General features: G+C 65.8%; 9 protein-coding genes. 7 read left to right on the top strand and 2 right to left on the bottom strand.

The features are described from left to right. Nucleotides 1-138: 138 nt before the first annotated feature. The gene (locus AC57BR_RS15480; RefSeq protein ID WP_003800653.1) at nucleotides 139-525 is read right to left on the bottom strand and encodes a hypothetical protein; all 387 of its coding nucleotides are present in this window, start codon (nucleotides 523-525) and stop codon (nucleotides 139-141) included. Between the two features lie 143 nt (nucleotides 526-668). Here AC57BR_RS15480 and AC57BR_RS15475 point away from each other — a divergent pair, with 143 nt between their 5' ends. The 6 genes from AC57BR_RS15475 to pdxS all read left to right on the top strand — a co-directional run bounded on the left by AC57BR_RS15475 (nucleotide 669) and on the right by pdxS (nucleotide 9,097). Continuing rightward, nucleotides 669-1,034 (top strand): DUF6504 family protein, encoded by a 366-nt coding sequence (locus tag AC57BR_RS15475; protein WP_496362075.1) that lies wholly within the window; start codon nucleotides 669-671, stop codon nucleotides 1,032-1,034. Then, the gene (locus AC57BR_RS15470) at nucleotides 1,031-4,657 is read left to right on the top strand and encodes a DNA polymerase III subunit alpha (RefSeq protein WP_496362073.1); all 3,627 of its coding nucleotides are present in this window, start codon (nucleotides 1,031-1,033) and stop codon (nucleotides 4,655-4,657) included. The genes AC57BR_RS15475 and AC57BR_RS15470 overlap by 4 nt, the downstream gene beginning before the upstream one ends. Nucleotides 4,658-4,850: 193 nt before the next feature. After that, on the top strand, nucleotides 4,851-6,815 hold the full coding sequence (gene thrS, locus AC57BR_RS15465) for a threonine--tRNA ligase (protein WP_496362327.1): 1,965 nt from the start codon (nucleotides 4,851-4,853) through the stop codon (nucleotides 6,813-6,815). A 19-nt stretch (nucleotides 6,816-6,834) separates the two neighbouring features. Continuing rightward, nucleotides 6,835-7,422, top strand: a complete 588-nt coding sequence (locus AC57BR_RS15460; RefSeq protein ID WP_496362071.1) for an HIT family protein — start codon at nucleotides 6,835-6,837, stop codon at nucleotides 7,420-7,422. Continuing rightward, nucleotides 7,412-8,032, top strand: a complete 621-nt coding sequence (gene pgsA, locus AC57BR_RS15455) for a phosphatidylinositol phosphate synthase (protein WP_496362069.1) — start codon at nucleotides 7,412-7,414, stop codon at nucleotides 8,030-8,032. The genes AC57BR_RS15460 and pgsA overlap by 11 nt, the downstream gene beginning before the upstream one ends. 138 nt (nucleotides 8,033-8,170) lie before the next feature. Continuing rightward, on the top strand, nucleotides 8,171-9,097 hold the full coding sequence (gene pdxS / locus AC57BR_RS15450; protein ID WP_306923942.1) for a pyridoxal 5'-phosphate synthase lyase subunit PdxS: 927 nt from the start codon (nucleotides 8,171-8,173) through the stop codon (nucleotides 9,095-9,097). 72 nt (nucleotides 9,098-9,169) lie between these two features. Here pdxS and AC57BR_RS15445 read toward each other — a convergent pair whose 3' ends face one another. Then, on the bottom strand, nucleotides 9,170-11,182 hold the full coding sequence (locus tag AC57BR_RS15445; RefSeq protein ID WP_496362067.1) for a M3 family metallopeptidase: 2,013 nt from the start codon (nucleotides 11,180-11,182) through the stop codon (nucleotides 9,170-9,172). A gap of 99 nt (nucleotides 11,183-11,281) precedes the next feature. Here AC57BR_RS15445 and AC57BR_RS15440 point away from each other — a divergent pair, with 99 nt between their 5' ends. Next, nucleotides 11,282-12,574, top strand: a complete 1,293-nt coding sequence (locus AC57BR_RS15440; RefSeq protein ID WP_496362065.1) for a CapA family protein — start codon at nucleotides 11,282-11,284, stop codon at nucleotides 12,572-12,574. Nucleotides 12,575-12,598 lie beyond the last annotated feature (24 nt).

The following is a 12,598-nucleotide window of genomic DNA, read 5'->3' as shown; positions in this document are numbered from 1 at the left end:
TTTTCCCGGCGGCTGGCGGGTTCCTTCGCAGGCAGGTCCAGGCAACTTAACAAGTCCGGGCCGCTGACAGGCGCGCCGAGACGCAGGGCCGGCTGATCCGGGCTGGTGCCCGGTGCCGCTTGCGGGGGCGCTGATCCGCTAAAGCTTCTCCTCGACGGGTACGCCAGACTGGAATTCCCGCCCGTCGGCCTCGCTGAACGCGGACATGAGGTGGCTCTTGTCCAGCCCCAGTACCGTGCTCATGGGGAAGTTGCCCGTAATGGTGTTACCCGAGTGCTCAACGCTGCTGAGGTCGAAATTCTCCTCCGTGCCGTCATGGCTGAAGGAGTAGATCGAGACCGCCTCGCCGTTCATGAACTCGATTCCCAGCCTCCGTTGATGTGAATAATCCGGAGTGGCAGCCACGAGCCCTACAACAAAGGCGCCCGATGCTGGAATGTTGCCGTCGATATCGAACTTGGCCACCAATGTGCTTTCTTTGGCGGCGATGCTTACCTGCTTCAGGAGCGCGTCATTGGAACTCATGGGACCATCCTGCCCTGTGAGCCGCCGTCCGTCCACACCCATCTAGGTTTTGTCTCCGGCCCGGCGTAGACTGGAACTATTCGAATACATATTCGAATGACTGCGTATTTTCTGCAGGATGAGATTGGTATCCGGAGGCACCCATGGGAACGTTCAGCGAGTCGGTTGACGTCGTCTGTGCACCTACCGGTGAGCCAGCGGAGCTTCGGTGGGGCGGCAGGGAATACCTGGTCTGCGCCGAACCCCTGCGCTGGTACGAACGCCGCCAGTGGTGGGCCGAAGAACGGCGTGCTCCGCTGGGGAGCGGGCCCGGGCTTGTGGACCATGAGATCTGGCGGGTGCAGGTCCTGCCTGCCGGCAGAAGCAGCCCGACGGAAACTCCGGCCGCAGAACTTACTGAACCTCTAACCCTTGACCTGGTGCGGCATGCCGGCAGCGGACGCTGGCGGCTGCTCCGGATCCACGACGCCCTTCGGCCCAAAGACGCACTCCAGCACAAAACAGCATGAGCTTCACTCACCTTCACGTTTCCACCGCCTTCAGCGCCCACTATGGTGTCTCCTGGCCGGATGAACTCGCCCAGGCGGCGGCTGCCCAGGGAGCAACCGCCCTCGGCTGCACGGACCGCGACGGCCTGTACGGCACAGTAAAACACCTCAAGGCCTGCATGGCTGCCGGAATTGACCCGGTGGTCGGTGTGGATCTGTCAGTGTTCGACGACGAGGGGGACCATGATGCCGGGGCGGTCCTGGCGCGGGTTTCCAAAACCCGGTTCTCGGCATCCCGCGTCACCGGGCGGGTCGTTGTCCTCGCGCATGGCCACAACAACGGTGCGGGATACAAGGCACTGTGCCGGCTGATCTCCGACGCACATGCCCGCACCACGGGTAAGGCAGGGGGAACGGTTCCCGTTGCTGTCACCAGGGCTGAACTCGCCTCACGCGTCCTGGATCCGGAAAGCCTGAAACCGGTGCTCACCGTGCTGCTGGGCCCGGATTCCGACGTCGGCAACGCGCTGGGCGGGCGGCGGTACCTCCGGCCCCGGACCCTTTTCAAGGGCTGGCTGGACGCCATGCCCGCCGGAAGCGTCGCGGCAGAGATCGTTACCCACCTCAGCGCGCCGGGTGAGCCGTTAAGCACCGCCCATGCGGTCCGCATGCTCAAGCTGGCGCAGGAGTACGGCGTGCCGGCCGTGCTCACCAACGCAGTCCGATACTGCGAGGAGGACGGGGCGGCCACCGCCGATGTCCTGGATTCGGCCCGCACTCTGAAGTCGCTTCCCGAACTCTCCGCCGCGCCGCTGCTTCAGCCCAACGGGCAGGGCTGGCTGAAAACCCCGGACCAAATGGTGGAACTGGGCAAGGAAGTCATCCATGCAGCCGGCTACGGGGCCGCAGATCTTCAGGTGCTGCTCGCGCAGACTGAGGCGCTCGCGGACCGTTGCCGCATGGATCCCGTGTCTGACATGGGGTGGAAGCAGCCGGTGGTGCCGGAGGCCGCCGTCATCGGCATTGAAGGGGATCCGCTGGCAGAACTGGCCCAGCGCTGCGAAGCCGGAATTGCGCGGAGATTCCCCGGCATCTCCGGGAAAGCGGAAGCGGACATGCGCGCACAGCTGCGGCATGAGCTGAAGATCATTGCCCGCCTCGGCTTTGCCTCCTACTTCCTCACCGTGGCCGAGGTTTCCCGCATGATCCTGGACATGGGCGTGAGGGCGGCAGCCCGGGGATCGGGGGCTTCCAGCCTGGTGAATTACCTGATCGACATCAGCCAGGTGAACCCCCTCCAGCATGACCTCATCTTCGAACGGTTCCTTTCCGGCGACCGGTCCACGCTGCCTGACATCGACATCGATGTTGAAAGCGCTGAGAGGCACAACGTCTACCGGAAGATCTTTGACCGGTTCGGCTCCCAGCGGGTCACACTGATGAGCATGCAGAACGGCTACCGCGCTCGCGGTGCGGTGCGGGACGCCGGCATGGCTTTGGGGATGGACGACGACGATGTCGGCGAGATCGCCAAACAGCTGTGGCGCTTTTCGGCACGGAAGTTCCGGGAGGCGCTGGAGGAAAAGCCGGAACTTCGCGAGTTCGCCGGACGGGTGGAACAGCGGAACTTCTCGGAGAACCAGCAGCTGGACCTGCTGGTGGACCTCACCGAACGGCTGGACCGGCTTCCGCGCCACATCTCCATGCACCCCTGCGGGGTGATCCTCGGTGATACCACCCTGCTGGACCGGACACCCGTCCAGCCCAGCGGCCTTGGACTGCCCATGAGCCAGTTCGACAAACACGACATGGACCCCATGGGCATGCTGAAGCTGGATGTCCTGGGAGTCAGGATGCAAAGCGCCATGGCCTTTGCCGTGCGGGAGATCATCCGCATCCATCCCTCCAAGGCAGAAGTTGTGGCGGCCGGAGCCCACCCCGTGGCAACAGATGGCAGCGGTCCGGACTACATCGCCGAGGACGGCCTGATCGACCTCAATGCCGTGCCCCTGGATGATGAGCCGACGTATGAGCTGATCAGAAGCACCCACACGCTGGGTTGCTTCCAGATCGAATCACCGGGCCAGCGGGAGCTGGTGGGCAAGATGGCCCCGCGCGAATTCAACGACCTCATCATCGACATCTCACTGTTCCGCCCGGGGCCAATGAAATCGGACATGGTCCGGCCCTTCCTGGAACACAGGCACGGCTTTACGCCAGAGACCTACCCGCACCCGGACCTGAAGCCGGTACTGCAGGAAACCCACGGGGTGACGGTCTTCCATGAGCAGATCCTGCGGACCTTTGACGTAATGACCGGCTGCGGGCTGGCCAAAGCCGACGAGTTCCGCCGGGCGTTGAGCAATGACGTCATGGAAGGGCAGGTGGAAGAGTTTTTCCGCCGCAAGGCAAAAGCCAGGGGATATCAGCCGGACGTCGTGGACAAAGTTTGGAGCACCCTGAAATCGTTCGCCAGTTTCGGGTTCTGCAAAGCCCACGGCGCCGCCTTTGCCGTGCCCACCTACCAGTCGGCCTGGCTGAAGGCCCACCATCCGGAAGCATTCCTCGCCGGCCTGTGGGAACACGATCCCGGGATGTACCCCAAGCGCCTCCTTGTGGCCGAAGCACGCCGAATGGGCATCCCCATTCTTCCGCTGGACATCAACCGCAGCGGGGCGGAATACCGGGTTGAGCGCGTCGCGGAAGGCCCGGACCGGGGAAAGCTGGGCATCCGTCTGAGCCTCAACGGCATCTTCGGGCTGTCCGGTTCTGAGCTGAAGCGGATCGTCGCAGGCCAGCCCTATGACTCACTGGCGGACCTGAGGGCACGCTCCAGGCTGAGCAAGCCCAGCATCAAGCGGCTCGCCCAACTGGGTGCCTTTGACGCCCTGCACCGGGAATCCGGCGGGACAGCCAACCGGGCAGACCTTGTCCACCACCTGCAGAGCCTGCAGAGCAAGCCTGCCAAGAAAGGCGTCGACGTCATTGAGGGGCAGCTCGCGTTGCCTCTTGGGGATGTCGAGTTGCGGAACGTCAAGGCCGGGCTGCCGGAGCCCACCATGGTGGAGAACGTCCGGGCGGAACTTGACCTGATGGCTGTTGATGTCAGTGAACACCTGATGTCCAGCCACCGTCCGCTCCTGGACCGGCTTGGCGTCACCACCGCGGATAAGCTGCTGGGGCTGCGCAACGGCACGGAGGTCCTGGTTGCCGGTGTCCGCATCGCCACCCAGACCCCGCCCATGCGCGGCGGCAGGCGGGTGGTCTTCATCAGCATTGATGACGGCACCGGATGCGTGGATTCCGTGTTCTTCCACGAGGCGCAGGAGCATGCCGGCCCGCTGCTGTTCGGCACCCGGCTGCTGCTTATCCGGGGAACCACCCGGCGGACCGGTCCGCGCGGCATCAGCCTCAGCGCCAGCATGGCCTGGGACCTCAGCCGGGTGGACACCCTGCCGTTCCCTGAACGGGGGACCGCTGGCCCGGGAAACGCTGACCCGGGAATCGGCGAGGCGGGAAACCTTGAACCAGGAAACGTCGAATTAGGAAACGGCGAACCAGGAAGTATCGAACAGGAGTTCAGGCAGCCGGGGCCGCTGGAAGGCATCAGCAGGAACCTGGCCATCACCGGCCTGGGAAGCTGACGCGCCCCATCCCATTTCCAATTGTTCTCATTGGGCGCCGCCGTGGCGCTTTGGCTCGCCTCTTCTGCAACAGATAACATTGACGAGGCTGGCTGTGGTCCCCGTACGCCACAAGCTACGAAGCCTGAACTTTGAATAGGAGACACCCGTGTCAGATGCCCAGCAGATCACCCTCATCGTCGATGGCGAAGAAATGAAGGTGACTACCGGGACCACCGGCGCGGAACTCTTCTTTGAGCGCCGCGACGTCGTAGTGGCCCGGGTCGACGGCGAGCTCAAGGACCTGGACCAGCCTCTTCCCGAGGGTGCCGAGGTTCAAGGCGTCACCATCGATTCCCCCGACGGGCTCAACGTGCTGCGCCACTCCACCGCCCACGTCATGGCCCAGGCCGTCCAGCAGTTGCGCCCCGAGGCCAAGCTCGGCATCGGTCCCTACATCACGGACGGGTTCTACTTCGACTTCGACGTCGCCGAACCCTTCACCCCTGAAGACCTGAAGACCCTGGAAAAGATGATGCTCAAGATCATCAACCAGAACCAGAAGTTCGTCCGCCGCGTGGTCTCGGAGGACGAGGCCCGGGAGGCCATGAAGAACGAGCCCTACAAGCTCGAACTGCTGGGCAAGAAGAACGACGCCGCCGAGGCCGGCGAAGGCGTCAACGTCGAAGTGGGCGCCGGGGACATCACCATCTACGACAATGTGGACCGCAAGAGCGGGGACAGCGTCTGGTGCGACCTGTGCCGCGGCCCCCACCTGCCCAACACCAAGCTCATCTCCAACGCCTTTGCCCTGACCCGGTCGTCGGCCGCGTACTGGCTGGGCAACCAGAACAACCAGCAGCTGCAGCGCATCTACGGCACCGCGTGGCCCACCAAGGATGCCCTGAAGGCGTACCAGGAACGCATCGCCGAGGCCGAGCGCCGCGACCACCGGAAGCTTGGTGCCGAGCTGGACCTGTTCTCCTTCCCCGACGAGCTGGGTTCCGGCCTGCCGGTGTTCCACCCCAAGGGCGGCATCATCCGCAAGGCCATGGAGGACTACTCCCGGCAGCGCCACGTGGACGCCGGCTACGAGTTCGTCTACACCCCGCACATCACCAAGGGGCACCTGTACGAGGTCTCCGGCCACCTGGACTGGTACCGGGACGGCATGTTCCCGGCGATGCACATCGACGCGGAACTGAACGACGACGGCACCGTGCGCAAGCCCGGCCAGGACTACTACCTGAAGCCGATGAACTGCCCCATGCACAACCTCATCTTCCGCTCGCGCGGCCGGTCCTACCGTGAGCTGCCGCTGCGGCTCTTCGAATTCGGCTCGGTCTACCGCTACGAAAAGTCCGGCGTGGTCCACGGACTGACCCGTGTGCGGGGCATGACACAGGACGACGCCCACATCTACTGCACCCGCGAGCAGATGAAGGACGAGCTCACCACCACGCTGAACTTCGTCCTCGGCCTGCTCAAGGACTACGGCCTGGACGACTTCTACCTCGAACTGTCCACCAAGAACGAGGACAAGTTCGTCGGCGACGACGCAACCTGGGAGGAAGCCACCCGCACCCTGGCCGAAGTTGCCGAGGCTTCCGGGCTGGAGCTCGTTCCGGACCCGGGCGGAGCCGCGTTCTACGGGCCCAAGATCTCGGTCCAGGCGAAGGATGCCCTGGGCCGCACCTGGCAGATGTCCACGATCCAGCTCGACTTCAACCTGCCTGAGCGCTTCGAACTCGAGTTCCAGGCCGCCGACGGCACCCGCCAGCGTCCCGTCATGATCCACCGGGCCCTGTTCGGATCGGTGGAGCGGTTCATGGGCGTCCTGACCGAGCACTATGCCGGCGCCTTCCCGGCCTGGCTCGCTCCCGTGCAGGTGGTGGGCATCCCGGTTGCCGAAGCCTTCAACGACTACATGTTCGATGTCGTGGACAAGCTCAAGGCTGCCGGCATCCGCGCAGAGGTGGACATTTCCTCGGACCGTTTCCCGAAGAAGATCCGCACGGCCAGCAAGGACAAGATCCCGTTCGTGCTGATCGCCGGCGGTGAGGACGCGGAAGCGGGCGCGGTCTCCTTCCGGTTCCGGGACGGCAGCCAGGACAACGGCGTGCCCGTGGCCGATGCTGTCCAGCGGATCGTGGACGCCGTCCGCAACCGGACCAGCTAGCCGCGGCGGAGGGGAACACGTGCAGGACAACTCAGGGTCGGGCTATCCGGGCGACGCGGAAGTAACGGACGATTTTGGCCTCGCCGGCGTTCCGGATGCCTTCCAGCGGCTGTGGACTCCGCACCGCATGGCCTACATCAAGGGCGGCCAGCACCAGTTCAAGAACACGGACGACTGCCCGTTCTGCATCGCGCCGGCGCGCACCGACGAGGAGTCGCTCATCGTGTACCGGGGGCGCACGAGCTACGTGGTGCTCAACCTGTTCCCCTACAACCCCGGCCACCTGCTGGTGTGCCCGTACCGCCACGTCCCCGATTACACGGACCTGACGGTGGAGGAGACCGCCGAATTCGCCGACCTGACGCAGACCGCCATGCGCGTACTGCGGAAGGTGGCGAATCCCGGCGGCTTCAACCTCGGCATGAACCAGGGCGTTGTGGGCGGGGCCGGCATCGCGGGGCACCTGCACCAGCACATCGTTCCGCGCTGGGGCGGGGACGGAAACTTCTTCCCGATCATCGCCCAGACCAAGGCGATCACCCAGACGCTCGACGAGGTCCGCCAGCAGGTTGCCGACGCCTGGCCCGGGGAGACGCATGCTGAATAGGCATGCCCGCGGGTTCTTCACCGCGCTGTTTACCCCGCTTGCACGCTGGCTACTGAAAATTGGCGTCTCGCCTGACGCCATCACGATTGTGGGAACTGCCGGGGTGGTGGTTGGGGCCCTGGTGTTCTATCCGCTGGGCCAGCTCTTCTGGGGAACCGTCTTCATCACGGCGTTCATCTTCTCCGACGTCATCGACGGCATCATGGCCCGGATGAAGAACCTCGGCGGCCGCTGGGGCAACTTCCTGGACTCCAGCCTGGACCGGTTGGCTGACGGGGCCCTCTTTGCCGGCCTTGCCATCTGGTTTTTCACCGGTGGTGCGGATGCCCCCATAGCCGTTGCCGCCGTCGTCTGCCTGGTTCTTGGCATGGTGGTCTCCTATGTCCGGGCGAAGGCCGAATCCCTCGGCTTCCAGGCAAACGTGGGCATTGCCGAGCGCGCTGAACGGCTGGTTTCCGTCCTGGTGATCACCGGCCTCACCGGTGTTGGGCTGCCGCCTGTGGTGCTGCTGGCGACTCTGGTGCTGCTGGCCGCGGCGAGCCTCGTCACGGTGGTCCAGCGCATCCTGGCCGTGCGCATCCAGTCGCTGGAAGACTCCGAACAAACCTGATTAAGCCGGGCTGCCGCCGTGGGACTAGTATTAGGACTGCCCGGTCAATGGATCCGGTAATCCGGTGTGTGCAAAAACGGCATGTCCTTGCCGCCTGCACTGCCGGCGAAGGTCATCTAGCTACCCATAGGGGTTTTTGTGTCTACACCTGATGTAAGCAACGAAGCCGGCTCGTCCGCCAACAGCGTGACGGGCAGCAACCGCGTGAAGCGCGGCATGGCAGAGATGCTCAAGGGCGGCGTCATCATGGACGTCGTCAACGTCGAGCAGGCCCGCATCGCCGAAGACGCCGGTGCCGTTGCCGTTATGGCGCTCGAGCGCGTCCCGGCCGACATCCGCGCCCAGGGCGGCGTGTCCCGTATGTCCGATCCGGACATGATCGACCAGATCATCGATGCCGTCTCCATCCCGGTGATGGCCAAGGCCCGCATCGGGCACTTCGTCGAGGCCCAGATCCTGCAGTCCCTCGGCGTCGACTACATCGACGAGTCCGAGGTCCTGACCCCGGCCGACTACACGAACCACATCGACAAGTGGAACTTCACCGTTCCCTTCGTCTGCGGTGCCACCAACCTCGGTGAGGCGCTGCGCCGCATCAACGAGGGCGCGGCCATGATCCGGTCCAAGGGCGAGGCCGGCACCGGAGACGTCTCCAACGCCACCACGCACATGCGCCAGATCCGCGCCGAGATCAAGAAGCTCGCCTCCCTGCCCGAGGACGAGCTGTACGTCGCGGCCAAGGAACTGCAGGCCCCGTACGAACTGGTCAAGGAAATTGCCGCCACCGGCAAGCTCCCGGTGGTGCTGTTCACCGCCGGTGGCATCGCCACCCCGGCTGACGCCGCGATGATGATGCAGCTCGGCGCCGACGGCGTGTTCGTCGGCTCCGGCATCTTCAAGTCCGGCAACCCGGCCCAGCGCGCCGCCGCCGTCGTGAAGGCCACCACCTTCTTCGATGACCCGGACGTCATCGCCAAGGCCTCCCGCGGCCTGGGCGAGGCCATGGTCGGCATCAACGTGGACGAGATCCCGCAGCCGCACCGCCTCGCCGAGCGCGGCTGGTAGCAGCTCCAAAAAGCAGTCCGACGCCGGCCGGTCACCTTCCAAGGTGACCGGCCGGCGTCGTTGTTTTTGGGGTTACTCCAGGCCGCGGCGCTTGAGCAGGGGCTCGAGGGTGGCGTCGCGGCCTCGCAGCGTGCGGAACGACTCAAGCGGATCCCGGCTGTTGCCGCGGGAGAGGAGCTCGGCGCGGAAGCGGTCGCCGTTGGCCCGGCTGAGCCCGCCGTTCTCGGTGAACCAGTCCACGGTCTCGGCGTCCAGCACCTCGCTCCAGATGTAGGAGTAGTAGCCCGCAGCGTAGCCGTCGCCTGCGAAGATGTGCTGGAAGTAGCCCGTCCGGTACCGCGGGGGAATGAGCGGATGTGCCACTCCTGCGGCGGCCAGTGCCTTCGCCTCGAACTCGAGGGCGTCCTCCGGAACACCGCCGGCTTCCAGGACATGCCAGGCCAGATCCAGCAGCGCAGCGCCGAGGTACTCCGTGGTGGCGAACCCCTCGCCCCACAGACGGGACTCGTTGAGCCGGTCGACGACGTCCTGGGCCAGAGGCTCCCCGGTGGCGTGGTGGCGGGCGTAGTTGGACAGCACCTCCGGCCACATGATCCACATCTCGTTGACCTGGGACGGGTACTCCACGAAGTCCCGCGGCACCGACGTGCCCGAGAACCGCGGGTAGGTGACATTGGAAAACAGCCCGTGCAGGGCGTGGCCGAACTCGTGGAACGCCGTGCGCACCTCATCGAGCGTGAGCAGCGTGGGCTCACCCGCGGGAGGTTTGGAGATGTTCAGGTTGTTGATGACCACCGGCTTGGTGCCAAGCAGCGCCGACTGGTCCACCAGCGAGTTCATCCACGCGCCGCCCCGCTTGGTTTCGCGGGTGTAGTAGTCGCCCAGGAACAGCCCGAGCTCCGTTCCGTCTGCTTCCCGGACCTCCCAGATCCGGACGTCCCCGTGGTAGCCGGCAAGGTCCTTGCGCTCATGGAAAGTGATGCCGAAGAGCGCGGTGGCGGCGAAAAACACGCCATCGGTCAGTACCCGGTCCAGCTCAAAGTATGGCCTGAGGGCCTGCTCGTCCACGGTGTACCGTTCCCGCCGGACCTTGGCGGAGTAGTAGGCCCAGTCCCAGGCCTCCAGCGGGTGGCCGGCGCTCCCGGCCAGGGCGGCCGCCTCGGCGTCCGCGTTCCGGACGGCGGCGGGCGCCAGCCGGTTCAGCATCGTCCGGACAGCGCCGAAGTCCGGGGCCGTCTGCCGGTCCACCACCAGTTCGGCGTAGTTGGCGAAGCCCAGCAGGGCGGCCTTTTCGGCGCGGAGCCGGACCATGGATTTCACGAGGTCGAGGACGTCGAGGTCTCCGCCGGAGCTGCCGCGGGCCACGGACGCCTCGAAGAGCCGCCGGCGCACGTCCCTGTTGTCCAGTGACGCCAGGGCGGGCTGGTTGCTTGGCTGGATGAGCGTCAGGAGGAACTTTCCGTCGTGGCCGGCAACGCGGGCCGCTTCCGCGGCGCTGGCGATCTCGTCCCCGGGAAGGCCGGCGAGGTCGTCGGCGCTGTCCAGCAGCAGGGCGGCGGACTTCATCGCTTCCTTGACGCGCTGGCCGAATTCCGTGCCCAGCCGGGACAGTTCGGCGTTCAGGGAACGGAGCCGGTCCTGGCCGGCGTCGTCCAGCTGAATGCCTGACTGGCGGAACTCCTTGAGGTACTCCGCGACAAGCCTTGCCGATTCGGCGTCCAGGCCCCCGGCGTCCACGGCGTCGAACCGCTCATAGAGCGCCCGGTTAAGATATATGGCGTCCTGATGGGCGGCGAAGCGGGGCGACAGTTCGGTTTCCAGCTTCCTGATTGCCTCGGAGGCGTCGGCCGAAACCAGGGTGAAGAACGAGGCGGCGGCGCGGTCCAGCAGACGGCCGGACCTTTCCATTGCCAGCGCTGTGTTCTCGAACGTTGCCGGCTCGGGGTTTTCCACGATGGCCTGGATCTCGGCCAGGTGTTCGGCCAGCCCGGCGTCAACCGCCTCGGCATAGTGGGTGTCGTCGATGTCGGCAAACGGCGGCAGTTCGAAGGGCAGGGCGCTGGGGGACAGGAGGGGATTGGTCATGAAGCAACCCTTTCATGCAGCCCTGCGGCGCACAATGATTTGGCGGCTTCCACGGACCGGTTACCCGCGGTCGGCGTGCCCCCGGCTTAGGCTGGGGTCATGGGGAACAAGAACGTGCCTGGCCGTGCGATTCGGGCGGCCGCGGCCGCACTGCTGATGGTGGCGCTGGCGTCGTGCGGCGTGATCGCCGAGCAGGCACGGCCACAATCCGGCAGCCAACCTTCCAGTGCGGCCGGTCAGCCCTCAGCCCCGGCATCGCCGCCGGGCGCCGGGAACACTGCCATTCCGACGCCGACGGCGGCGCCCACCCCGACCGCAGCAGCGACGCCTACGCCGGGTGCCGGCCCCGCGTGCAAGGCGGTCCGTTGCACGTCCGTCCTGGTCACCGGTGACATGCTGGTCCACGCCCAGCTGTGGCAACAGGCCCACGAGGACGCCGTGGCCGGCGGTGTCAAGGGACTCGACTTCGGTCCGCTGCTGGAAGGCCAGCGGCGCTACATCGAACAGAGCGACCTCTCCATTTGCCACCAGGAAACGCCGGTGGCCCTGCCCGGCGGCCCCTTCTCCGCCTATCCTTCCTTCAACGTCCCGCCGCAGATCGCCGCGGCCGCCAAGGGGGTCGGCTACCGTGCCTGCACCACGGCCAGCAACCACACCATCGACCAGGGCACCGAGGGCCTCGCCCGGACACTGGATGTGCTGGATGCAGCAGGGCTGGAGCACACCGGCTCCTACCGGACGCAGGCTGAGTCCCGGGGCATCCTCATCCTGCAGACGGACGCCGCCCGGATTGCGGTCATTGCGGGCACCTACGGGCTCAACGGGCAGGTCCCGGAACAGCCGTGGCAGGTGGACATGCTCGATGCCCCCGCCATGATCGCCAAGGCTAAGGAGGCCAGGGAGCAGGGCGCGGACATCGTGCTGGCCGCCATGCACGCGGGGGACGAGTACTCCAGCGCCCCCAACGCCCAGCAGGTGGAGGTGGCGCACGCTCTGGCGGACAGCGGGCAGTTCACCATGGTCTACGGGCACCACACGCACTCGGTGCTCCCCGTTGAAAAGTACAAAGGAACCTGGATCGCCTACGGGCTCGGCAACGGCGTGACAGAACTGTCGCCGACGTACGTCGTCAACAACGAGGGCCTGCTGCTCCGGGCGCAGTTCAGCCAGGACAGTGCCGGCAAATGGGCCGCAGCCGACGTCGCCTGGGCACCGTCAGTCATCGTCAGTAGTCCCTACCGCTGGTGCTCTGTGGCCGCAGACGCCCCGCAGGGCGTCTGCGCCAGTCCCGCGGCAGACGCCGACACCCGGGTGCGGACCAAGCAGGTGGTGGAGTCCATGGGCGCGGCCCAGGCCGGAGCCCACGAGCTGCTGGTCACCAGGGAGCGGTGATCTGGCCTGTTTGCTGCTAGCGCG

The sequence above is a fragment of the Arthrobacter sp. BGA-UO-ETr-C19 genome (assembly GCF_059568005.1).
Note: the sequence above shows the minus strand (reverse complement) of the source record. Positions and strands in the feature narration are given on the sequence as shown.

Coding starts and splice junctions, on each gene's coding strand:
- AC57BR_RS15470 (WP_496362073.1), top strand. CDS start 1,031: ATGAGCTTCACTCACCTTCACGTTTCCACCGCCTTCAGCGCCCACTAT.
- thrS (WP_496362327.1), top strand. CDS start 4,851: ATGAAGGTGACTACCGGGACCACCGGCGCGGAACTCTTCTTTGAGCGC.
- AC57BR_RS15445 (WP_496362067.1), bottom strand. CDS start 11,182: ATGACCAATCCCCTCCTGTCCCCCAGCGCCCTGCCCTTCGAACTGCCG.
- AC57BR_RS15475 (WP_496362075.1), top strand. CDS start 669: ATGGGAACGTTCAGCGAGTCGGTTGACGTCGTCTGTGCACCTACCGGT.
- AC57BR_RS15440 (WP_496362065.1), top strand. CDS start 11,282: ATGGGGAACAAGAACGTGCCTGGCCGTGCGATTCGGGCGGCCGCGGCC.
- pgsA (WP_496362069.1), top strand. CDS start 7,412: ATGCTGAATAGGCATGCCCGCGGGTTCTTCACCGCGCTGTTTACCCCG.
- AC57BR_RS15480 (WP_003800653.1), bottom strand. CDS start 525: ATGAGTTCCAATGACGCGCTCCTGAAGCAGGTAAGCATCGCCGCCAAA.